The sequence below is a fragment of the Actibacterium sp. EMB200-NS6 genome (assembly GCF_001305615.1).
In the GTDB taxonomy this organism is placed as follows: Bacteria; Pseudomonadota; Alphaproteobacteria; order Rhodobacterales; family Rhodobacteraceae; genus Actibacterium_A; species Actibacterium_A naphthalenivorans.
The window spans coordinates 68,241-91,271 of the sequence record NZ_CP010870.1; the positions used below are offsets into that span (position 1 = coordinate 68,241).

17 protein-coding genes and 3 pseudogenes are annotated in these 23,031 nt (G+C 62.6%); 15 read left to right on the forward strand and 5 right to left on the reverse strand.

The window, feature by feature from the left end; all coding sequences use genetic code 11:
• Positions 1–167 precede the first annotated feature (167 nt).
• From TQ29_RS18015 to TQ29_RS18025, 3 genes are read left to right on the forward strand one after another with little or no spacing between them, the layout of a single operon-like run.
• Positions 168–1,553, forward strand: coding sequence for a Mu transposase C-terminal domain-containing protein (locus tag TQ29_RS18015; RefSeq protein ID WP_082386776.1), 1,386 nt, complete (start codon positions 168–170; stop codon positions 1,551–1,553).
• A gap of 1 nt (position 1,554) precedes the next feature.
• Positions 1,555–2,433: a TniB family NTP-binding protein gene (locus TQ29_RS18020; protein WP_054540550.1), complete on the forward strand. Its 879-nt coding sequence runs from the start codon at positions 1,555–1,557 to the stop codon at positions 2,431–2,433.
• Complete coding sequence (locus TQ29_RS18025) at positions 2,430–3,215, forward strand: TniQ family protein (RefSeq protein ID WP_054540551.1); 786 nt, start codon at positions 2,430–2,432, stop codon at positions 3,213–3,215. Before TQ29_RS18020 ends, TQ29_RS18025 begins: the two co-directional genes overlap by 4 nt.
• Positions 3,216–3,224: 9 nt before the next feature.
• Here the strand turns inward: TQ29_RS18025 and TQ29_RS21185 are convergent, their stop codons facing one another.
• The 4 genes and pseudogenes from TQ29_RS21185 to TQ29_RS18040 all read right to left on the reverse strand — a co-directional run bounded on the left by TQ29_RS21185 (position 3,225) and on the right by TQ29_RS18040 (position 4,968).
• Entirely contained in the window at positions 3,225–3,392 is a 168-nt protein-coding gene (locus tag TQ29_RS21185) for a hypothetical protein (protein WP_369817427.1), read from the reverse strand.
• Positions 3,393–3,534: 142 nt separating this feature from the next.
• A pseudogene (locus TQ29_RS21190) lies at positions 3,535–3,705 on the reverse strand (short chain dehydrogenase); the annotation flags it as partial.
• 49 nt (positions 3,706–3,754) lie between these two features.
• Positions 3,755–4,357, reverse strand: coding sequence for a histidine phosphatase family protein (locus tag TQ29_RS18035; RefSeq protein ID WP_082386777.1), 603 nt, complete (start codon positions 4,355–4,357; stop codon positions 3,755–3,757).
• Positions 4,358–4,380: 23 nt separating this feature from the next.
• Positions 4,381–4,968: a recombinase family protein gene (locus TQ29_RS18040; RefSeq protein ID WP_054540554.1), complete on the reverse strand. Its 588-nt coding sequence runs from the start codon at positions 4,966–4,968 to the stop codon at positions 4,381–4,383.
• Between the two features lie 163 nt (positions 4,969–5,131).
• On the opposite strand from TQ29_RS18040, the gene TQ29_RS18045 reads away from it, so the two are divergent.
• From TQ29_RS18045 to TQ29_RS18070, 6 genes and pseudogenes are all read left to right on the forward strand, one after another.
• Positions 5,132–8,014, forward strand: a complete 2,883-nt coding sequence (locus tag TQ29_RS18045; protein ID WP_054540555.1) for a Tn3 family transposase — start codon at positions 5,132–5,134, stop codon at positions 8,012–8,014.
• A 47-nt stretch (positions 8,015–8,061) separates the two neighbouring features.
• Positions 8,062–8,427 (forward strand): annotated as a pseudogene (locus TQ29_RS18050) (IS30 family transposase); the annotation flags it as partial.
• A gap of 538 nt (positions 8,428–8,965) precedes the next feature.
• Positions 8,966–9,529 (forward strand): recombinase family protein, encoded by a 564-nt coding sequence (locus TQ29_RS18055; protein WP_054540556.1) that lies wholly within the window; start codon positions 8,966–8,968, stop codon positions 9,527–9,529.
• A 10-nt stretch (positions 9,530–9,539) separates the two neighbouring features.
• Positions 9,540–11,149: pseudogene (locus tag TQ29_RS18060) on the forward strand (IS481 family transposase).
• Positions 11,082–12,143, forward strand: coding sequence for an ExeA family protein (locus TQ29_RS18065; RefSeq protein ID WP_207722700.1), 1,062 nt, complete (start codon positions 11,082–11,084; stop codon positions 12,141–12,143). Before TQ29_RS18060 ends, TQ29_RS18065 begins: the two are co-directional and overlap by 68 nt.
• Positions 12,140–12,847: a UPF0149 family protein gene (locus TQ29_RS18070; RefSeq protein ID WP_054540558.1), complete on the forward strand. Its 708-nt coding sequence runs from the start codon at positions 12,140–12,142 to the stop codon at positions 12,845–12,847. The genes TQ29_RS18065 and TQ29_RS18070 overlap by 4 nt, the downstream gene beginning before the upstream one ends.
• Positions 12,848–13,016: 169 nt before the next feature.
• On the opposite strand, the gene TQ29_RS18075 is transcribed toward TQ29_RS18070, so the two are convergent.
• Positions 13,017–13,646 carry a TetR/AcrR family transcriptional regulator gene (locus TQ29_RS18075; protein WP_054540559.1) on the reverse strand — a complete coding sequence of 210 codons (630 nt, stop codon included), beginning with the start codon at positions 13,644–13,646 and terminating at the stop codon, positions 13,017–13,019.
• A gap of 217 nt (positions 13,647–13,863) precedes the next feature.
• Between TQ29_RS18075 and TQ29_RS18080 the strand changes: the two genes are divergently transcribed.
• The 6 genes from TQ29_RS18080 (at position 13,864) to TQ29_RS18105 (ending at position 22,982) form a co-directional block, all read left to right on the forward strand.
• Positions 13,864–15,516 carry an electron transfer flavoprotein-ubiquinone oxidoreductase gene (locus tag TQ29_RS18080; protein ID WP_369817430.1) on the forward strand — a complete coding sequence of 551 codons (1,653 nt, stop codon included), beginning with the start codon at positions 13,864–13,866 and terminating at the stop codon, positions 15,514–15,516.
• A 92-nt stretch (positions 15,517–15,608) separates the two neighbouring features.
• On the forward strand, positions 15,609–16,730 hold the full coding sequence (locus TQ29_RS18085) for a thiolase family protein (protein ID WP_054540560.1): 1,122 nt from the start codon (positions 15,609–15,611) through the stop codon (positions 16,728–16,730).
• A 2-nt stretch (positions 16,731–16,732) separates the two neighbouring features.
• Positions 16,733–19,030, forward strand: coding sequence for a 3-hydroxyacyl-CoA dehydrogenase/enoyl-CoA hydratase family protein (locus tag TQ29_RS18090; protein WP_054540561.1), 2,298 nt, complete (start codon positions 16,733–16,735; stop codon positions 19,028–19,030).
• A gap of 24 nt (positions 19,031–19,054) precedes the next feature.
• Positions 19,055–20,818, forward strand: a complete 1,764-nt coding sequence (locus TQ29_RS18095; protein WP_054540562.1) for an acyl-CoA dehydrogenase C-terminal domain-containing protein — start codon at positions 19,055–19,057, stop codon at positions 20,816–20,818.
• 28 nt (positions 20,819–20,846) lie between these two features.
• Positions 20,847–22,463, forward strand: a complete 1,617-nt coding sequence (locus TQ29_RS18100) for a long-chain-fatty-acid--CoA ligase (protein ID WP_054540563.1) — start codon at positions 20,847–20,849, stop codon at positions 22,461–22,463.
• A 45-nt stretch (positions 22,464–22,508) separates the two neighbouring features.
• On the forward strand, positions 22,509–22,982 hold the full coding sequence (locus TQ29_RS18105) for a MaoC family dehydratase (protein ID WP_173585989.1): 474 nt from the start codon (positions 22,509–22,511) through the stop codon (positions 22,980–22,982).
• Positions 22,983–23,031: the final 49 nt, after the last annotated feature.

The following is a 23,031-nucleotide window of genomic DNA, read 5'->3' on the forward strand; positions in this document are numbered from 1 at the left end:
CGTATCTCAATCGCACCGGGAGCTTGGAAAGCGGTATACGTGATGCAGTCTGGGAGCTTGGCGTCAGCAAGACCACAGTTTGGCGCTGGATCCGACGGCTTGCAGAAGAAGGTGGCCGGACAAGCGCTCTTGTTCCCCGCAGACGCGGCCGACCCACGGGGTCGATCATGGTGGCCGGTGATGTCGAAGGCATCATCGAAGACCATTTGACTCGATACTACCTTCGGCGAGAACGACCTAGCCTGGCGCGCGTTGTGACAGAAATCCGCAGTGCCTGCCTTGAGCGAGGGCTTCAGCCCCCGACGCGCCGAACTGTTCAGCGTCGCCTCGATGCGATGGATGCGCGCGAAGTCATGAAAGCGCGCGAGGGCGCAAAGGCAGCGCGCCAAAGGTTTGCGCCGGTGACGGGAAGGAATAGATCAGAACGACCGTTGGACGTTGTACAGATCGATCACACACCAGCTGACATAATCCTTGTCGACAGTTTCGAGCGCAAACCCATCGGCCGTCCTTGGGTGACCTTGGCGATCGACATCGCCACGCGCATGGTGACAGGATACCATGTCAGCTTCGAGGCGCCGTCTCGCCTTTCGGTGGCCTTGTGCCTCACGCGGGCCGTCGCCCCCAAAGCAGAGTTTCTGGCCGACCTCGAGTGTAATGTTCCGTGGCCCGCGCAGGGAAAGCCCGACAGCATTCACGTCGACAATGGCCGCGATTTTCGATCCCGTGCCTTTCAATCTGCCTGCGCAGAATGGGGGATCAATCTGGTCTATCGACCGCCGGGAAGCCCTCATTTTGGTGGGCATGTCGAGCGGCTGATCGGCACTATGATGGGCGCAGTGCATCTCTTGCCAGGAACAACGCAGTCGTCGGTCGCGGCCAAGGGCGGCTATGCCGCAGAAGCCATGGCGGCGATGACCTTGCGAGAGTTTGATCGGTGGTTTGCCTTGGAAATCTGTCGCTACAACAACAGCATTCATTCGAGCCTTGGCTGCGCTCCTGTCGCCAAGTGGGAAGCGCTCGCCGGGGAAATGTCCGGCGACATCCCCTTCGACATGGAGGCGTTTCGGGTGAGTTTCTTGCCAAGTGAGCAGCGGCAAGTACGTCGTGACGGCATCCACCTGTTCGACCTGCGCTACTGGTCCGACGCCCTCGCGGGCTATGTCGGTCGCCGGGACGGAAAGGTGGTCGTACGCTACGATCCCCGCGATCTCTCGGCCGTCTGGGTCGAACTGGACGGCGGCAGATGTGTCGAGGCCCGGTACCGCAACCTGGAAATCCCGCCGGTGTCACTCTGGGAATACCGCGAGGCCATGCAAAAGGCACGGGCCATTGGGAAAGTGGGCACGAATGAACTGGTCCTCGCCGAATTGATCCGGCAGCAACGCCAAATCGAGGGAGAAAGCCGCGCGCTCACCAAGGCAGAGCGCCGATCCCGTGAAAGGAATTCTTCGATGAAGGGTCTGGTCACCGATGATCGGGAATCGGAGGGGCTGCGACCAGTCGACACCGGTGATACATCGCGCCCCATGTTTAAGGTGGAGCGCTGGTGAATTGAGGGCAGAAACAGAAGCAGACGGCCGCATCGCCCTCATTCAATCAGATATCTGGATCGGCTTTCCGAGGGCGGAACAAGTGCTAGACCGGCTGCAAGGCCTCATCGAGATGCCACGGCAGACTCGAATGCCGGGCCTTCTCGTGCATGGGGCCTCCGGCATCGGCAAGACGATGATCGCCCGAAACCTGTCGCGCAGGTACGCGCCGGAATACGATCCGGAAACAGGTATCACGCGCACCCCGCTGCTTCTTTTGCAGGCACCACCAGCGCCAGACGAGCGGCGGTTCTATATGCACATCCTCGCTGCCGTCGGCGCTCCGTCATCGGTGCTAAGCTTGCGGGCCCAAAGTGTTGCCTCGCTTGAGGTCCGCGTTGTTGGCCTTCTAAGCGATCTCGGGCTTCGGATGATCATGATCGACGAAGTTCACAACCTCCTGGCGGGAACCCATCGCGAACAACGCCGCTTCCTGAATGTTCTGCGTTATCTCAGCAATGAACTCGAGGTATCGCTGGTATGCTTTGGAGTCAGCGAAGCGGTCGATGCCATTCGCGGCGATGTCCAACTCGCGCGACGCCTGGACGAACACCACCTGCCAAACTGGCGCGACGATGCCGAGTTCTCGGACATGATCCAAACCCTGATCGCGGCCATGCCGCTCGCGAAGAAATCCAATCTGAAGGTTAAATCGCTCAAGCAGATACTGGCGCTGACCGGCGGGGTGACTTCGCGGATATTTTCCTTGGTCAAGGACCTATCCATTGACGCGATCGTCACGGGCCAGGAATGCATCACCGACGATGCAGTCGCAAAATGGACGCCCGTTTGGTCGCGCCATGCGAATACCCAACGGCGGCTCGAGAAGGCCAGAGCTTGAAGCAGCGCCCGTTGCCGAAAACTGTCACGCCTCTTGCAGATGAGCTGCTTTCTGGATGGCTGACGCGACTGGCGGTCACCAACCATTGTGAGGTCGACGCACTCCTGGCGCATATTGGAGTCGATACGCGACAGGTCGCCATGCTGGATTTTGACGTCGAGGTGGCCGCGACCACAGCAGAAAAGATATCGATTGCGGCCCGTGTTGCCGCTGAAACTGTTCAATCCCTTACCTTTGGGACAATGACCCAGACCGATGCCCTGATGACGGCGCAGGTCGCGTTCCAAACTTGTCCCGACTGCTCTCGGCGCGGTATAGCGCTCAAACAGTGGCGGAAGTTATGGGCATTCGACTGCCAGATCTGCGGCACCCGACTTGCGTCGATCCTCATCAAGCCTGATCGCAACCGAATATCCGAAACGCTGGTGCGTCGTGCCCGAAGCGGCGCGGCGCTGCTCGAAAGTGCGGTGACGTCCAACTGCGCCAACAAACTTCGACGCGCCATGCGGGCGGCCACTTATGCCAAGGCGCTCAAGTCCGTTCGCGCGGATACGGCCTTTGCCCTTCAAAGTCCCAGACCCGACGTGAGACTCTTCTGCCTTGCGGCAATCGCCGTTGCTCAGTCACGTCCACTGGCCAAGGCGGCTATATTCAGCACTGGCCTCGATGGGTACGCAAGAGTTGCCTTGCTTCGTGCGTTTGAAAAAGGGCCCCGTCTTCTTGCAGCAGTTGACCGGATTGTACTGCGAAATAGGGAAAAACTCCGACGAGCTGGCGTCTGAAGACCACATTTAAGGGCAACACACGCTGCCCAACGCGCCGTGTGCCGAATTTAAGGGCAACGCGACACCGGCCTTGGAGGTCGCATAGGCGGTCATCGCCCCGCGCATCCCGCGGATTGCGCTCATCGAGGACATGACGACGAGGTGGCCCTTGTTCTGGTCGCGGAAGGCGGCCATCGCGGCCTCGGCCTGCGCGAAGGCGGCGATCAGGTTGGTTTCCAGCGTGGCGCGGTTCTCGGCCCAGCCGCCCTTGCCGATTTCCGCGCCCGATCCCGGCGTTGATGACGACGCGATCCAGCCGCCCCATGCGGGCGCGGAAATCGGCGAAGGTGGCGGCTACGGCGTCGGCATCGGTCACATCGAGCGCGGCGATCTCGACCCGGCAGGCGGGACGGGCGGCGGTGATCTCGGCCTTCAGAGCCTCAAGCTGTTCGATGCGCCGCGCGCACAGCGCCAGATGCCCGCCGCGCGCCGCGATCTCGCGCGCCATGCCGGCGCCGAGGCCGGAACTGGCGCCGGTGATGAGGGTGATTTCGTCCTTAACGGAATGTGACAAACCCGTCCTCCTGCAAATGGGTCTGGGCGTTCAGCGCCAGAAGCTGCGGGCCGCGCCGCCCGGTCGTGATCGTGGTGATGCCCGCATTGACCAGCACGCGGTCGATGCGGCGCGCCGCCGCAGGGGTCAGGTCCAGCAGCCCCGCGACAAGCGCCGAGATCACCCCGCCCGAGGTGAACACCACCGCATCGCCCTTGCCCGACGCGCGCTCCAGCGCGCCCTCGACGCGGGTCACGAAATCGCGGCGGGATTCGCGGTAGCTGTTTCCGTCGGCCTCCATCCAGCGCGCGACGGCCTCTTCATACAGCGCCTGAAACGCCTGCATGGGGGCGGGCTCATGCGCCAGATGGGCGCGCAGGGCGGGCATGTTGCCCAGGCCCGGATGGGCAACGGCGATGATGTCGAGATAGTCGAACTCGTTCCACGCCGGGTCGGCCTCGGCCCCGGCGAACCCGGCCGCCGCCGCACTGTCGCGGTGTCGGCGCAGGGTGCCGCTGATCGCATAGGCATCGCGGGGCAGCACCGCGCCCGCCCGCGCCGCCTGACGCGCCCCCAGATCGCTGAGAACGTCATAATGGGATCTGATGCCGGAGGGGGCAGAATAGTACGCTAAGGGCTGATTTTGGCCCCTGTGCGGTGCAGGGTTCTGTAAATCGTTGGCCTGGAGACCGCGAACAGCTCAGCCAGATCACTGATAGAATACTCGCCGGTTGCATGCATGCGGGCGAGTTCTTTCTGTTGTTTTTCAGAGAGTTTTGGCTGTTTTCCACGGAGTTTGCCCTTTGCACGGGCGATGGCCATGCCTTCTCTCGTGCGCAACCGGATCAGATCGGCCTCAAACTCGGCAAAGGTAGCGAGAATGTTGAAGAACATTTTGCCCATGGGATCTGTCGGGTCGTAGATAGACATCCCCAAGGCGAGCTTGACGCCCTTTTTTTCCAACTGTTCTGCGATAGCGCGTGCATCGGGGACGGACCGGGCAAGGCGATCCAGTTTTGGCACGACCAGCACATCGCCTTCGCGCACGGCTGCCAGTGCCTGGTCGAGACCGGGGCGGGCGCGATTGGTGCCCGTCAGCCCGTGGTCGGTATAGATGAGATCCTCCGATACCCCCAAGTCGCATAAGACCTGCCGCTGTGCGGTCAGATCCTGTTTGTCGGTCGAACAGCGGGCATAGCCAATCTTGGTCACAGTCATGCTCAAATTGTACGATTAAGGGGCCACATGTGCGAATCAAATCGTACCAGCTATACGAGATATGTTGGGGCGTGGTTTCTCTGCCCTTGCCAACCCTTGTGACACATGTCCGCTGATCGATCCTCTTACGGACACCCATGTTCATGATTTTGGAAGGAACCACATGCCTCGCCGGAGAATGCTGACCGACCGCCAGCGGGCGGCGCTGCTTGACATGCCAACTGAAGAAGCGTCGATGCTGCGCCACTACACCTTGGCGGACGACGATCTGGAAATTATCCGCGCCCGTCGCCGCCCCCACAATCGTTTCGGCTTCGCCCTGCAGCTTTGCGCGCTGCGATACCCAGGTCGGGTGCTGGCGCCCGGTGAGGTCATTCCTGCGGCAGTGACGCGCTTCTTGGCGGCGCAACTCGGGCTGAGACCCGATGATCTGGCAGACTATGCAACGAGGGAGGAAACCCGCCGTGACCACTTGGCCACCCTGCGCAATCTTTACGGCTACAAGATGTTTACTGGTCGAGGGGCGCGCGACCTGAAGACCTGGCTGGAGAGCGAAGCCGAAACCGCCCGGTCGAACGAGGATCTGGCCCGGCGCTTTGCAGAGAAGTGCCGGGCGACCCAAACCATTCTACCTGGGATCACGGTTATCGAACGTCTTTGCGCGGATGCACTTGTCGCTGCCGAGCGACGGATCGACACCCGGATTGCCGACCGGCTGAATGATGAATTGCGCGGCCAGCTTGATGCACTGCTGACTGAAAGCGCGGACAGCTCTGTCACCCGCTTTGTCTGGCTGCGCCAATTCGAGGTTGGCCGAAACTCGGCCGATATGAACCGCCTGCTCGACCGGCTTGAATTCTTGCAGGGCACAGCGTTGGATCAATCCATCCTGTCCGATGTTCCGCCTCACCGCATTGCTCGCCTCCGACGGCAAGGGGAACGGTATTTCGCCGGCGATCTGCGGGATATTTCAGGCGACCGCCGCCTTGCCATCGTCGCGGTCTGCGCTTTGGAATGGCGCAGTGCCATTGCCGATGCTGTGGTCGAAACCCATGACCGGATCGTCGGGAAGACATGGCGCGAGGCGAAACGCGCGTGCGATGCCCAGGCGAATGACGCAAAGGCGGCTCTGAAGGACACCTTGCAGGGGTTCTCAAACCTCGGATCAGCGCTGCTGGAAGCGTATGAAGATCAGGCGCCCCTGATTGAGGCCGTTCAAAACGCGGGAGGCTGGTCATCGCTCAGGGGGCTTGTCGCCACCGCTGCCCAACTCACCGACACATTGGCTGCCGATCCGCTCGCGCACGTTGTTCACGGGTATCATCGCTTCCGACGATATGCGCCCCGCATGTTGCGGGCACTCGATATTCAGGCCGCACCGGTAGCCGAACCGTTACTCTCCGCCACCGCTATCGTCGCAGGAACGGAAACCACCGCCGACCGGCCCGTGACCTTTCTGCGCCGAACCTCGAAATGGCATCGGCACCTGAATAACGATGATGGGTACCGACTGTGGGACGTGGCGGTCCTGTGCCATCTGCGCGATGCCTTCCGTTCCGGTGATATCTGGCTCGCACATTCCCGCAGGTATGGGGATCTAAAGGACGCGCTGGTCCCAGCCGAAGTCGCCCGGGTCACGCCAAAGTTGGCCATACCGTTCGAACCGGATGCCTGGCTGGAGGATCGGAAGTCTCGCCTGGCCGCGGGCCTACAGCGATTGGCCCGCGCCGCCAGGGCCGGTGTCATTCCGGGCGGGTCCATCGAAGACGGCGCCCTCAAAATAGACCGGCTGACGGCTGCTGTCCCCGAAGAGGCCGATGCCATGGTGCTTGATCTTTATAGCCGCCTGCCGGAAATCAGGATCACCGACCTCCTGCTCGAAGTGGACGACGAGCTCGGCTTTACGGAAGCATTCACCCATCTGCGCACGGGCGCCCCGTGCAAAGACAGGGTCGGCATGCTGAATGTGCTGCTGGCAGAAGGACTGAACCTTGGCCTCAGCAAAATGGCCGGGGCCACCAATACCCATGATTATTTCCAACTTTCGCGCCTGTCGCGGTGGCATGTCGAAAGCGAGGCAATGGCACGCGCCCTGGCCACAGTTATCGAAGGCCAATCTGCCTTGCCGATGGCCCGGTTCTGGGGCAGCGGTGTCACCGCGTCCAGTGACGGGCAGTTCTTCCCCACAACGCGCCAAGGCGAGGCGATGAATCTGATCAACGCCAAGTATGGCCATGAACCCGGATTGAAAGCCTACACCCATGTCTCCGACCAGTTCGGCCCCTTCGCCACCCAGACTATCCCGGCCACGGTGAACGAAGCGCCCTACATTCTGGATGGCCTGTTGATGACCGACGCCGGGCGAAAGGTCACAGAGCAGTACGCCGATACTGGCGGCTTCACCGACCACGTCTTCGCCGTCACCGCTCTGCTGGGCTTCCAGTTCATACCCCGCATCCGTGATCTGCCATCCAAGCGCCTCTACCTCTTCGATCCAACATCCTGCCCAAAAGAGCTGAAAGGTTTGATCGGTGGCAAGATCAGGGAACCCGTCATCAGTTCGAACTGGCCCGACATTCTGCGCAGCGCGGCCACCATGGTGGCGGGCGCAATGCCTCCAAGTCAACTGTTGCGAAAATTCGCCGCCTATCCTCGGCAGCATGAGCTTGCGGTGGCACTACGGGAAATAGGACGGGTTGAACGGACGCTGTTCATCATCGATTGGCTGCTTGACGCCGACATGCAACGCCGGGCTCAGATCGGCCTGAACAAGGGCGAAGCGCACCATGCCCTCAAGAATGCCCTACGCATCGGGCGCCAAGGCGAAATCCGAGATCGAACAACTGAGGGGCAGCATTTCCGGATGGCCGGGCTGAACCTGCTCGCCGCCACCATCATCTATTGGAACACCAAGCATCTTGGCAAAGCTGTGGCTGGACGTCGTCGGTCGGAACTGGATTGCTCTCCTGACCTTTTGGCGCACATCTCGCCCCTCGGATGGGCCCACATCCTCCTCACCGGCGAATACAGGTGGTCCAAAAGGTAAGCAAAGCCCCTTAACGTACTATTCTGCCCCCTCCGGCATCAGACCCCAACAACGACCGCAGTTCGACCCACTTCATCAACAAGCTGATGGACGTGATGGAACCCCTGCCCCAGCCCGCCCGCAAGTCGATCACCTTCGACCGTGGCTTTGAATTCCGGGCCTGGCGCAAGCTGAAATCAGGCATCGGCACTGAGAGTTGGTTCTGCGATCCGCAAGCTCCCTGGCAGAAAGGATCGATCGAGAATCTGAACAAGCGGGCCCGCCGGTATCTACCGCGAGACACCCAGCTCGCGGCGCTCTCAAATCGCAATATGAAGGCGATTTGCGACCACCTGAACGGGACACCCAGAAAGTGCCTCGGATGGCGAACCCCCACCGAAGCATTCAGAGAAGAGATGATGGAACTGAGATAGCGGAGACTGTCGCAACGACCCTTGAGCCATCATAGAAATGAATTTCCGTACTGAAACTTTCAGACCAGATGAGGGCGTCAAAGTCGTCAAAAATGCTCCAATTGTTGTGCGACTAAATTTTGTGCAGCCGAAGAAGGCGGCCGTCTTCAGGGGGTCTGATGCCGGAGAGTGCAGAATCCTACGCTCTCATGAGCGTTTTCAGGTTTTCTGACACGAGAAGACTACCTGTAACGGCCTGCAATTATCCTGAGTTCGGCTTGCAAACATCGTGATTTTTGGCCCGGATTATTTGCGTCTATCCTGGGTGCCGAACCCGCATTATTTGCGAATGAGCCCGAATTGTTTGCAACCAGCCTGCAATCATCGGGCCGAACCCGGATTACGTGCGAACGGGCCGTTCAACAAACGCCCGTTTGCTGGACGGCAGCTGTAGCCGAATTCTCCCGATTGATTTTACGGCTCAATTTTGTCTGTTTACCGCGTCTGGAAATCAACGTATGAGTTCCTGTGAGCGGATCAGGTTGTCAGACGGTTTTTCATGCTCATTGGCTACGCACGTATTTCGACCGGGGATCAGAGCCTTGCCTTGCAGCATGACGCGCTGAGATCGGCAGGATGCGAGCGGATTTTCGAGGACAAAGCGAGCGGAGCCAAGACAGCAAGGCCTGGCCTGACCAGCGCCCTGGAACAACTGCGCGAGGGTGACACGCTGGTTGTTTGGCGGCTGGACCGGTTGGGGCGGTCCCTGAAGGATCTGATCGCCCGGGCCGAAGAGCTGAAGGAGATGGGCGTCGGGCTGAAGAGCCTTCAGGAATCCATCGACACCACGTCGAGCGGCGGCCAGCTGATCTTCCACATGTTCGGCGCTCTTGCCGAGTTTGAGCGCAACCTGATCCGGGAGCGCACCCTGGCTGGATTGACTGCAGCGCGGGCGCGCGGCCGCAAGGGCGGCCGCAAGAAAGCGCTGGACCGCAAGAAACGAGCCCATGCGGTGGACCTCTACCGCTCCCGCAAACACACGGTGCCGGAGATTTGCAGCCTGATGGGGATCTCACGGGCCACGCTCTATGCCTATGTCGCTGAGTTTGCCGATGGCAAATAGGGGCATCCGCATTCCGGCCGAGACGCTGCTGGCGCTGAGAACCCGGCTGGCCGGGTTGCCGCCCCGGTCAGCGGCGCGGCGGGAGGAGGTTGGCCGGATCGCGGGCCTTTTTGGCGTCAGCCCGTCCACGGTCTACCGCGCCCTGAAGTCCCTGCATCAGCCGAAGGGCTTGCGGCGGTCGGACCGCGGGAAACCGCGTGGCATCCAGGAACGTGATCTGGCGCGCTATTGCGAGATCATCGCCGCCTTGAAGATGCGCACGAGCAACAGGAAAGGGCGGCATCTTTCGACCACCCGGGCCATCGAGCTCCTGGAAGAGCATGGTGTCCAGACGCCGGAGGGCCATGTGCAGCCCCCGAAAGGCCTGTTGAAACGATCGACCGTGAACCGGTGGCTGAAAGATTGGAGATACGACCAGCCCCGCATGACCCGCGCGGCGCCGGCAGCCCGCTTTGAAGCCCGCCATTCCAACGCATGCTGGCAATTTGACATCAGCCCCTCGGATCTGAAGCATATTGCGCAGCCGGCTTGGCTGGACCCCAAGCGGGGACAGCCAACGATGATGCTTTACAGCGTGGTGGATGACCGCTCCGGCACATCCTATCAGGAGTACCGCTGCGTCTACGGCGAGGATGCGGAAAGCGCACTGCGGTTCCTGTTCAATGCAATGTCGCCCAAGGAGGATACGGAGTTCCAAGGCATTCCCGGGATGATCTATCTCGACAATGGCCCCGTCGCCAAGAGCTTGGTGTTTCAGACGGTGATGGAGCGGCTTGGGGTGGAATGGAAGACGCATATGCCCGCCGGCTCCGACGGGGCGCGGGTTACCGCCCGGTCGAAGGGCAAGGTAGAAAGACCTTTCCGGACGGTGAAGGAGGCCCATGAGACGCTCTATCATTTCCACGAACCGGAAACCGAGGCGGAGGCCAATCTCTGGCTAAGGAATTTCATCAACAAATATAATGACAAACCCCATCGCCGGGAACCGCACAGCCGGATCGAGGATTGGGTGGCCAATCTGCCAGAAACCGGTATTCGCGAGATGTGTTCTTGGGAACGCTTCTGCGCCTTTGCCCGGGAGCCCGAGCGCCGGAAGGTCGCAGCGGATGCGCGCGTTTCCATCGACGGGGCCTTCTACGAGGTTGATGGCGATCTCGCAGGCGAGGAGGTACTGCTGTGGTGGGGCCTTTTCGATCATGAGCTGTTCGTGGAATGGCAGGACAAGCGCTACGGCCCCTATCGGCCCGAGGCGGGCCAATCCCGCTGCACCGGTATCGCAAGCGCAAATCTTCGCCCCGTGAAAAGCGCGCCGAGGCGGTAGCCAAACTGGCCGAGCAGATCAGCTTGCCGCGTGCCGCTCTTGGCGGGTCAGGTTTGGACGCGGCCCCGGCCGAGATTGTGCCGCTGCCCAAGGTCCGCTTCAGCGATCCGGACCCTTGGGGGCAGATTTCCTATGAGAATGCGCTGAGCGCACGGCGGGCCATTTCCTATCTGCTGGACCGGCCGCTTGCTGAACTCTCGCAGGAGGACCGTGCCTTCATCGGCGATCTGGTTGGCCGGACGCTCAACAAGGCCGAGATCGAGGCGGCAATCAAGCAGCGCTTCCGGCGCGAACAATGACAGGAAGGGGGCGGGTCACATGCTCAGCAGACAGGTCATGAAACATTTCCGCATCGAGCGGCCGTGGAACCAGGCGGGGTATTTCGAGACCGAACGCCTGACCCAGTTCCGGGAGGACGTGATGGCCGCCATTATGGCCGGGCATCTGATCGCCATTTCCGGCCCTGTGGGGGTCGGCAAGACAGTGATGATCAACCGTCTTCAGGAACAGATCACGGCCGACAAGAAAATCATCGTGGCGCGCAGCCTCTCGGTGGACAAGCCGCGCGTGGTGCTGCCGGCCCTGATCACGGCGCTCTTTCTCGACATTAGCGGCGATCCGGACATGAAAGTTCCAACCCAGCCCGAGCGCCGGGAGCGGCTGCTTCAAGAGGCCGTGCGCAAGGCCAAAAAGCCGATTGCCCTCTTCATCGACGAAGCCCATGACCTGCACGGCAATACGCTTAACGGCTTGAAACGGCTGCGGGAAGTCATCGGCGCCGGGGGCGGCACCCTGTCCGTGGTGCTGGTTGGCCACCCGCGGCTCAGAAATGACCTGCGCCGCGCCACGATGGAGGAAGTCGGCCACCGGACGGTGAAGTTCGAATTCAGCAGCATCGGCGACGAACGCCGTGAATTCGTGTCCTGGCTTCTCGGACAATGCCTGGCCGAAAGGGTTGAGCCGCTGGACGTCTTTGAGGATGCGGCGCAGCAGTATCTTGCGGAGCGTCTTTCCACGCCCTTGCAGTTTGCCGAACACCTGAACCGGGCCTTTGCCGATGCCTACCGGATGGGCGCGGATCAGGTCACGCGCGAGATCGTAGAGGAAACCATTTCGGTCGGCTTTGACGATCTTGACGCCCGGCTGGCCCGGATCGGCTACAGCCCCAAGGCGCTGGCCGATCTGACCGACACCCGCCTTCCCGAAATCCGCCGCTTCCTCAAGGGCCAGCTGGATACAGACAGAACCGACGAACTCTCAACCCTCATGCGAAAAGCGGGGCTGCCGATATGAAACGCAATACCGAACTTTCCGACAGCGAAGAACGCAGGCTGGGAGAATTCCTTGGCCGGGTGCGCGGCGGCGCAATCCCGAATGTCGAAGCGCTCGACGGCTTCTTCGCGGCGCTGGCTTGTTGTCCGGATCTGGTCATGCCAAGCGAATACATGCCCGTCCTACAAAACGGCGCGACGGAAGACGGCGATCTGGTCTTTGAGGACATGGCGGAGGCCGAACTGTTTGTCGAACTGGTCAACCGGCACTGGAACCATGTGAACCACCAGCTCGATTCCGAGGAGGTATACCTGCCTCTCGTGCTGGAAGATGAGAATGGCAGATACCAGGCCAACGACTGGGCGCAGGGGTTCCTGCGCGGAACCGAGCTGCGGCGCGATATCTGGTTCCAGATCATGGAGGATGAAGCTGAAGGCGGTGCCATGGTGCCGATATGGGCACTCGCCTATGAACATCATGAAGACCCGGAAATGCGCCCCTTCGATGATCCTGTCACCGAGGGTCAACGGCAGGATCTGCTGGTTGGCGCCGCCGCAGGCGTCATGCGCATGCACCGGTATTTTTTGAAACAGCGCAATCTTTACACGCCGCCATCCGGGACATTCATCCGGTCAGGCGGCAAGACCGGCCGGAACGAGCCTTGCCCCTGCGGGTCCGGCAAGAAGTTCAAACAGTGCTGCGGGCGCCGTTCCATGCTGCATTAACTCGTTCGCACGTAATCCGGGTTTGGCCCGATGATTGCAGGCCGGTTGCAAATAATCCGGGCTCATTCGCAAATAATGCGGGTTCGCCGCCCCGGATAAACGCAAGTAATCCGGGCCCAAAATCGCGATGATTGCAAGCCGAGATGATTATGTTTGCAGGTCGTTACACCTATGGAGTGCTGCGGTGCCGGAAGATGCGGAGGATCTGCCGCCCGATCTCGTCCGGGGTCATGCGGCCAGGGCGATACCAGCCGGAGACATTGTTGAGCAGCGTCAGCAGCAGCAGGCGATAGACGCCGCGGTCGAGGGCGGGATCGAGCGGCAGGGCGGCGATCAGGTCGCGGAACACGAGTTCGAAGGTATCGCGCTTTTCGACCAGCCGTTCGCGGATCTCCGCCGGAGCCGAGGCGAAGTCGTTCATCAGCGGCATGGTCAGCGAATTGGGATCGAGCTGGATTTCCATCATGGTGACGCAGGCCGCTTCCAGCCGTTCCCACGGATCGGAAAGCGGCGCGATGGCCGCGCGGATGCGATCCTCCGCCACCTGCAGGGCGATATCGTGGATGCGGACGAACAACGCCTCCTTCGACTTGATGTAGTGATAGAGCGAGCCGCCGAGCAGCCCCACCCGCTCGCCGATATCGCGCACCGAGGTCGCCGCATAGCCGCGCTCGGCAAAGAGGGCGGCGGCGGCTTCAAGGATATCGCGATGCCGGTCGCTCATCCCGCTGTCCTGCAATGTGCCTGCAAGCGTGCTTTTCGCAGCGCCCGTCATTTCACGGCTGTCCCCTACCGTCATCAAATCTCCCGGAGCCGTTCCCGGCCTTCTCTCGTCATATCGCTGCAATCCTTTCAACGCTCATAGCGCAGGCCGCCCGTTTTCCCAAATCCCCTCCGCTCTCAACAGGCTTCGCAGACGCCATAAAATTTTGCACTTGCGAACTGTAACAATCGTTTGGTACATGTATCATTATCAACTGAAGGAGGAAAGGTTGAGCGAGACAATCAGGGAGGCCATGGACTTCGACGTGGTGATCGTTGGCGCGGGACCGGCCGGTCTTACCACTGCGATCCGCCTGAAGCAGCGCGCGGCGGAGACCGGCGCGGAAATCTCCGTGGTCGTCGTGGAAAAGGGTTCGGAAGTCGGCGCGCATATCCTGTCGGGTGCGGTGATCGATCCTTCTGGTCTCGATGCGCTCCTGCCCGACTGGCGGGAAGATCCCGACCGACCGCTCACCACCGAAGTCACCGACGACCGCTTCCATGTGCTGACCGCCAACCGTTCGCTGCGGCTTCCCAATGCGCTGATGCCGCCGCTGATGAACAATCACGGCAATTTCATCGGCTCGCTCGGCAATGTCGCCCGCTATCTCGGAGCACAGGCCGAAGCGCTCGGCGTCGAAATCTATCCGGGCTTTGCGGCAACCGAAGTTCTTTATGACGACAACGGCGCGGTCGCCGGCATCGCTACCGGCGACATGGGTATTGGCCGCGACGGCGCGCCGAAGGACGATTTCACCCCCGGCATGGAGCTTCGGGCGAAATACACCGTGTTTTCAGAGGGTGCGCGGGGCAGCCTGACCAAGCAGCTTCTCGCCCGTTTCAACCTGACCGAGAGACGCTCGGTGCAGAAGTTCGGCATCGGCATCAAGGAACTCTGGCAGGTGAAGCCGGAGAAGTTCCGCAAGGGGCTGGTGCAGCATTCGTTCGGCTGGCCGCTCGACATGAAGACCGGCGGCGGCTCGTTCCTCTACCATTTCGACGATCATCTGGTGACTGTCGGCTTCGTGCTGCATCTCGATTACAAGAACCCGACGCTCTCACCCTTCGACGAATTCCAGCGCTTCAAGACGCATCCGCTGATCCGCGACACCTTCGAGGGGGCCAAGCGCATCGCCTATGGCGCCCGCGCGCTGACCGAAGGCGGTTACCAGTCGGTGCCGCAGCTTGCCTTTCCCGGCGGGGTGCTCGCCGGCTGCGCGGCAGGCTTCATGAACGTGCCGCGCATCAAGGGTTCGCACAACGCCATCCATTCCGGCATGCAGGCAGCGGATGCCGTGTTCGACGGGCTTGCGGGCGGTCGCGCCAACGATACGCTCGAAGCCTATGAGGCCGGCTGGCGCGGCTCGGCCATCGGGCGGGACCTGAAGCCGGTCCGCAACGTCAAGCCGCTGTGGTCGCGGTTCGGCACCGTGCTCGGCGTCGGCCTCGGCGCAACCGACATGTGGCTGCAGACGCTTTTCGGCGTCTCGCCCTTCGGCACGCTCAAGCACAGGAAGGCCGACTTCCAGAGCCTGAAGCCGCTCTCGGAGGTCACGCCGATCCAGTACCCGAAGCCGGATGGCATTCTGACCTTCGACAAACCGTCTTCGGTCTTTCTGTCGAACACCAATCATATCGAGGACCAGCCGGTTCACCTGAGGCTTGCCGATCCCGCAATCCCGGTTGAACGCAACCTGGCGCTCTATGGCGAACCGGCGCGGCTTTACTGTCCCGCCGGGGTCTACGAGGTCGTCTATGACGACGAACAGGCGAAGACCGGCCCCCGTTTCGTGATCAACGCGCAGAACTGCGTGCACTGCAAGACCTGCGACATCAAGGATCCCTCGCAGAACATCACCTGGGTGCCGCCCGAAGGCGGCGGCGGCCCGAACTATCCCAACATGTGACGCCCGTTCCATCCCTTTGTTTCTACGCATTTTCCGACGCCAGCCGCCTCGCAGTTTTGCCGGAAATGCTTCCAGACAGGAAGAAGAAGACCATGACCGCAATCTATATCGTCGACACCCTGCGCAGCCCCTTTGCGCCCGCCTATCGCGGCGCGCTTGCCGGCGTTCGTCCTGACGATCTCGCAGCCGGCGTCATCAAGGCGCTGGTCGATCGCTCCGGCATCGACCCTGCCGAGCTTGAAGACGTGAACCTCGGCTGCGCCTTCGCGGAAGGCGAACAGGGCCTCAACATCGCCCGCTGCGCGGCGCTGATCGCCGGCTTGCCGCAATCTGTCGGCGGCTCCACGGTCAACCGCTGGTGCGGCTCCTCCATGCAGGCGATCCAGATGGCCGCTGGCGCCATCGCCATGGGCGCGGGTGACGCCTTCGTCGCGGGCGGCGTGGAAAGCATGAGCCGCGTGCCGATGATGGGCTTCAATCCCATGCCGAACCCGGCCTGGAGCGACGCCCAGCGCATCGCCTTCCTCAACATGGGACTGACCGCCGAAAACCTTGCCGACCGCTACGGCATATCGCGCGAGGAACAGGACGCCTATTCGCTGGAAAGCCAGAAGAAGGCGCTCGCCGCCCGAGCCGATGACCGGCTGGCCGCCGAGATCGCGCCGATCGGCGATGTCACCGCCGATGGCTGCCCGCGCGAGACGGACGCCGAAAAGCTCGCGGGCCTCAAGACCGCCTTCAAGGCCGGCGGCTCGGTCACGGCCGGTAACTCCTCGCCGCTCACCGACGGCGCATCCGCGACGCTGGTCTGCTCGGAAGACTTCGTGAAGCGCCATAACCTCAAGCCCCTCGCCCGCATCTCCGGCTATGCGATATCCGGCTGCGCGCCTGAAATCATGGGCATCGGCCCGGTCGAGGCCAGCCGCAAGGCGCTGAAGCGCGCCGGCATTTCCGCAGGCGAACTCGACGTGATCGAGATGAACGAGGCCTTCGCCGTGCAGGTTCTCTCCTGCTGCCGCGACCTCGACATCGATCCCACCCGCCTCAACCGCGACGGCGGCGCAATCGCGCTCGGCCATCCGCTGGGTGCGACCGGCGCCCGCCTTGTCGGCAAGGCGTCGCTGCTCCTGAAGCGCGACGGCGGACGCCATGCCCTCGCCACCCAGTGCATCGGCGGCGGTCAGGGCATCGCCATGGTTCTGGAGGCCGCATAATCATGACCGCGATCAGAAAAGCCGCCGTCATCGGCGCTGGAGTCATGGGTTCGGGCATCGCCGCCCATCTCGCCAATGCAGGCCTCGACGTGGTGCTGCTCGACATGGAGAAGAAGTTCGCCGATGGCGGCGTTGCCCGCCAGCTCAAGGCCAACGGCTTCATGGACCCGGCATTCGCGAGCCGCATCGCCGCGGGCTCGACGAAGGACGACCTGGCGCTGATCGCCGACGCCGACTGGATCGTCGAGGCTGTCGCGGAAAAGCTGGAGATCAAGCAGACGCTCTACCGCGCCATCGACGGCGTCAGGAAGAAGGGCTCCATCGTCTCTTCCAACACTTCGACCATTCCGCTGCATTCGCTGGTCGAGGGACTGCCGGCAGGTTTCGCCGCCGACTTCCTGATCACGCATTTCTTCAATCCGCCGCGCATCATGCGGCTCCTGGAACTCGTTTCCGGCAAGGCAACCAAGCCGGAAGTGACCGCGACGATCCGTGACTTCGCGGATCGCGGCCTCGGCAAGAGCGTGGTCATCTGCAAGGACACGCCCGGCTTCATCGGTAACCGCATCGGCAATTACTGGATGGTGGTGGCGCAGAACGAGGCCATCGAACTCGGCCTCGATGTCGAGGAGGCCGACGCCATCATCGGCAAGCCCTTCGGTATTCCCTCCACCGGCATCTTCGGCCTGCTGGATCTCGTCGGCATCGACCTGATGCCAACGACCCTGCGCAGCCTGCAGAACGCCACGCCGGAAGGCGATGCGGTGAAGGATTATGACGCCGAACCGGCGCTGATCGCCCGCATGATCGCGGAAAACCGTCTCGGCCGCAAAAGCGGCGCAGGCTTCGTGCGGCTTTCGCCCGACCGCAAGTCGCGCGACGTAACCGACCTGAAAACCGGCGACTACCGGCCGCAGAAGGCGGTTTCCTCCGAAAGCCTCGATGCCTCGGGCGGCGATCCGCGCGCGCTGATGGAGCATGCCGGCCTCGGCGGCCGCTATGCCTCGGTCGTCATGGAAAAGGCGCTCGCCTATGCCGCATCGCTGGTGCCGGACATCGCCGACACGCCGGATGCCGTGGATGAAGCCATGCGCACCGGCTACGGCTGGAAGCAGGGTCCGTTCGAGCTGATCGACCGGCTCGGCGCCGGCTGGCTGAAGGCGCGGCTCGAAGCGCGTGGCGTTGCCGTGCCCGCCTATCTCTCGCTCGCAGCAGAAAAGGGCGGTTTCTATTCGGTCGTCGACGGCAAGCGCGCCAACCTGCTGCCTGACGGCACGATCGAACCGATTGTCAAGGGTGACGGCGTGCTGCTCATTTCCGACCTCAAGCTCGCCGGCAAGCCGGTCGAGGACTGGGGCGCGGCAAGCCTCTGGGATCTCGGCGACGGCGTCGCCTGCCTCGAATTCCGCACCAAGATGAACACCTACAATCCCGCTTTGCTTGACGCCATCAACAAGGCTGTCGAACGCACGGCGAAGGATTTCAAGGCGCTGGTGATCGGCAGCGATGCGGCCGTGTTCAGCGCGGGCGCCGACCTGCGCGTCTTCCTCGATACCGTGGAAAAGGGCGGCCGCGAGGCGTTGGGCGCTTTCATCGACCATGGCCACCGCACCTTCAAGGCGGTGAAATACACCCCCTTCCCGGTGGTTGGTGCTGCAGCCGGTCTGGCGCTCGGCGGCGGCTGCGAGATCCTTCTGCATTGCGACGCGATCCAGGCCCATGCGGAGCTTTCCATCGGCCTCGTCGAAACCCGCATCGGCGTCGTGCCGGGCTGGGGCGGCTGCAAGGAAATGATGCTGCGCTTCTCGGCCTCCACCGCCGCTCTGCGCGGGCCGGTCGCGCCTGCGATTGCCGCCTTCAACCTGATCGCGCCTGCCAGGGTTTCGGCAAGCGCCTTCGATGCCCGCAACCTCGGCTATCTCAGGGCCACCGACGGCATCACCATGAACCGCAGCCGGCTGATCGCCGACGCCAAGGCAAGGGCGCTTTCGCTCGCGGAAGGCTATGTCGCACCGGAACCGCCTTTGGTCGCCATGTCCGGTCCCTCGGGCGCTTCCGCGATCCACAACATCATCGAAGGCGAAGCGCTCGCCGGTCGGGCCACCGTGCACGACGGGGTGGTCGGGCGCGCGCTTGCCAATGTCCTGACCGGCGGCCCTTCCGCCGATCCGCTGAAACCACTCACGGAAGACGATGTGATCGCGCTGGAGCGTGAAGCCTTCGTCGACCTGCTCGCAACACCCGCAACCGTGGACCGCGTCAAGCACATGCTGCCGACCGGCAAGCCGCTGCGCAACTGAACAAGAAGAGGCAAGGAAACTCCCATGGCTGGCTATATCCCTCCCGTCGACGATATCTCCTTCCTGCTCGGCGAGGTCTTCGACTTCGACGCGCAGATGGCCGCCCTTCCCGGCTTTGAAGAGGTCAACACGGAACTCGCAACGAGCGTCATGGAGGAAGGCGGCAAGTTCTGCGCCGAAATCCTCGAACCGCTCAACCGTCCCGGCGACGAGGAAGGTTGCAAGCTGGAAAACGGTCTGGTGACGACGCCGAAGGGCATCGCCGACGCCTACAAGGCCTTCGTCGAAGCCGGCTGGGGCGGACTTTCCGGCGACCCGGAGTTCGGCGGACAGGGCCTGCCGCGCGTGCTGCAGATCCTGCTGGACGAGATGCTGTCTTCCGCCAACCTCTCCTTCGGCCTATTTCCGGGCCTGACGCGCGGCGCGGTCGAAGCAATCGCCCATCATGCGAGCGACGAGCTGAAGCAGACATATCTGCCGAAGATGATCTCGGGCGAATGGACGGGCGCGATGGCGCTCACCGAATCCTCCGCCGGCACCGATCTCGGCCTGCTCACCACCCGCGCCGAGCCGGTGGGCGACGGTTCCTACGCCATCAAGGGCACCAAGATCTTCATTTCCTCCGGCGATCAGGATTTCGGCGGCAACATCGTGCATCTGGTGCTGGCCCGCCTGCCCGATGCGCCGAAGGGCGTGAAGGGCATCAGCCTGTTCCTGTCGCCCAAGTTCCTCGTCAGGGAAGACGGCTCGCTCGGTGAGCGCAACCGCATGTCGGTCGGCTCGCTGGAGCACAAGATGGGCATTCACGCCCAGCCGACCTGCGTGATGAACTATGACGGCGCCATCGGCTGGCTGGTCGGAGAGCCCGGCCGCGGCCTCAACGCCATGTTCACGATGATGAATGCCGAGCGCCTGTTCGTCGGCATTCAGGGGCTGGGCATTGGCGAGGCCGCCAACCAGAAGGCCGTCGCCTACGCCCGTGAGCGCCTGCAGGGCCGCTCCGCCGACGGTGCGCGCGGCCCCGTGCCGATCATCGAACATGCCGATGTGCGCAAGATGCTGCTGACCGGCCGGTCGCTGACCGAAGCCGGCCGCGCGCTCGCCATCTGGACCGCCTTGCAGATGGACATCGCCGCTCGTCACCCGGATGCGGAAGCGCGCCGCAAGGCCGACGGCCTCGTCGCGCTGCTGACGCCGGTGGTGAAGGCCGCCTTCACCGATTTCGGCTTCGAGATCGCCGTCCAGTCGCAGCAGGTGTTCGGCGGTCACGGCTATATCCGCGAATGGGGCATGGAACAGTATGTGCGCGATGCCCGCATCGCCCAGATCTACGAGGGCACCAACGGCGTGCAGGCCATGGATCTCGTCGGCCGGAAGCTGCCGATGGAAAACGGCGCCGTGGCACGCGGCTTCTTCGCGCTGGTGCGCAATGACCTTTCGGCCACGAAGGGTCCGGCCGAACTGGAAACGGTGAAAACCTCCGTTCTCGAGGCCCTTGCCCGGCTGGAGAAACTGACGGAAGACTTGCTGGCCAAGGGCGCCGATCCGGTGGAGGCCGGAGCGAGCGCCACCGACTACCTGCGCTTCTTCGCGCTGGTGAGCTTCGGCTGGCTCTGGGTGCGCATGGCCGAAGAAGCCTCAGCCGATGCGACGACGCCGCTGAAGCAGCGCAAGCTTGCGCTTGCCCGCTTCTTTGCGGCCCGCCTGCTGCCGCAGACCGTCAGCCTCGACGCGGCCATCCGCGCCGGCGCTGCCGACATCATGGCGCTCGACGCCGACTTATTCTGATTGAAGTTTATCCCGGGAGGAGAAGACCATGCTTGGCATGATGATGAATGCACCGCTGCTCGTGTCATCGATCCTGCGTCACGCAGCGACCTATCACGGCAGCACGGAAGTGGTTTCGAAGACCGTAGAAGGCCCCATCCATCGCTACACCTATGCGGATCTTTCCAAGCGCAGCCAGAAGCTCGCCAACGCGCTCAAGAAGCTCGGCCTTGAGCATGGCGACCGGGTGGGCACGCTTGCCTGGAACGGCTATCGCCACATGGAACTCTATTACGGCGTATCAGGCTCGGGCTTCGTGTGCCACACGATCAACCCGCGCCTCTTCCGCGAGCAGATCGGCTACATCATCGAACATGCCGGCGACAGCGTGCTCTTCTCCGACCTCACCTTCCTGCCGATCCTCGAAGCGCTGGCCGACCGGCTGGCGCCGCTGAAGGCCGTGGTCATCCTGACCGACGAGGCGCATATGCCGAAGTCGGACGTGCTGCCGAACCTCGTCTGCTACGAGACGCTGATTGCCAACGAACCCGACGAATTCGAATGGCCGGTGTTCGACGAGAATACCGCATCCGCCCTGTGCTACACCTCGGGCACCACGGGCGATCCGAAGGGCGTGCTCTACAGCCACCGCTCCAGCGTGCTGCATGCCATGGCGATCAGCTTGATGGACGTGCTCAGCCTTTCGGCCAATGACGCCGTGGTGCCGGTGGTGCCGATGTTCCACGTCAACGCCTGGGGCCTGCCGTTCGCGGCCCCGATGGTCGGGGCGAAGCTCGTGATGCCCGGCCCGAACCTCGATGGCGCCAGCCTGCATTCACTGTTCGAAAGCGAAGGCGTGACGGCAACCGCCGGCGTGCCGACGGTCTGGCTCGGCCTGCTCGACTGGATGGATGCCCATGGCCAGAAGTTCACGAGCCTGAAGCGGGTCGCCATCGGCGGATCGGCCACGCCGCCGATCATGATCAGCCGTTTCCACAACATGGGCGTTACGGTTCGCCATGCCTGGGGCATGACGGAAACGAGCCCGATCGGACTTGCGGCGACGCTTCTTCCCAAGCACGAGAAGCTCTCGGCGGAACAGCGCCTCACGCTCGAATCCAAGCAGGGCCGCCCGCTGTTCGGCATGGAATTCCGCATCGACGGCAGCGACGGCAAGCCGGTGGCGCGCGACGGCAAGGCCTTCGGCGCCATGCTGGTGCGCGGCCCCTGGGTCGCGGCCGGTTACTACAACACGGAAAAGAGCCCGGCGCATGCCGTCGAAGGCTGGTTCGACACGGGCGATGTCGTCACCATGGACGAGGACGGCTTCGTGCAGATCGTCGACCGCACCAAGGACGTGGTGAAATCCGGCGGCGAATGGATCAGCTCGATCGAGCTTGAGAACATCGCGCAGGCCCATCCGGCGATCAAGGAAGCGGCCGTGGTTGCCGCTCCCGATGCCCGCTGGGGCGAGCGGCCCGTTCTGGTGGTGGTGGTCAAGCCCGGCCAGACGTTTACCCGCCACGACATGCTCGATGTCTATACCGGCAAGATCTCCAAGTGGAGCATTCCCGACGAAGTCATCATCGTCGAGGAACTGCCGCACACGGCAACCGGCAAGCTGCTCAAGACCGCGATCCGCCAGATCGTTCTCGACGAATACTAAAAGCGCTCGCCGGACGCGACGCTGGCCGGCTGAGGGAGACGCGAGATGACCGAAGATGCGCAGGCGGTGAAGCTCTATCTCGATGACCTGACCATCGGGCAGCGCTTCACCAGCCCTTCCCATGTGATGGAAATCGACGAAATCCGGGAATTTGCCGGGCGCTACGATCCGCAGTTCTTCCATCTCGACGAGGAACTGGCGCGCGACAGCCTGTTCGGCAAGCTCGCCGCCAGCGGCTGGCACACGGCCGCGACCACCATGCGGCTGCTGGTGCAGAGCCTGCCGCTGGCCGGCGGGCTGATCGGCGCGGGCGGGGAAATCTCCTGGCCCCGCGCCACATGGCCCGGCGACCGCATCCATGTCGAAAGCGAAATCGTCACCATCGCGCCGTCACGCTCGAAACCCGAACGCGGCCTCGTCACCTTCCGCAGCGAGACGATCAACCAGGATGGCGAGATCGTTCAGGTGTTCACGCCGAAGATCGTCTCGTGGCGGCGTGAACCTCCTTCAGGAAAGTGAATGTGTGGATAGTCTCGATATGACTGCCGCTGTAGATGATCGATATACG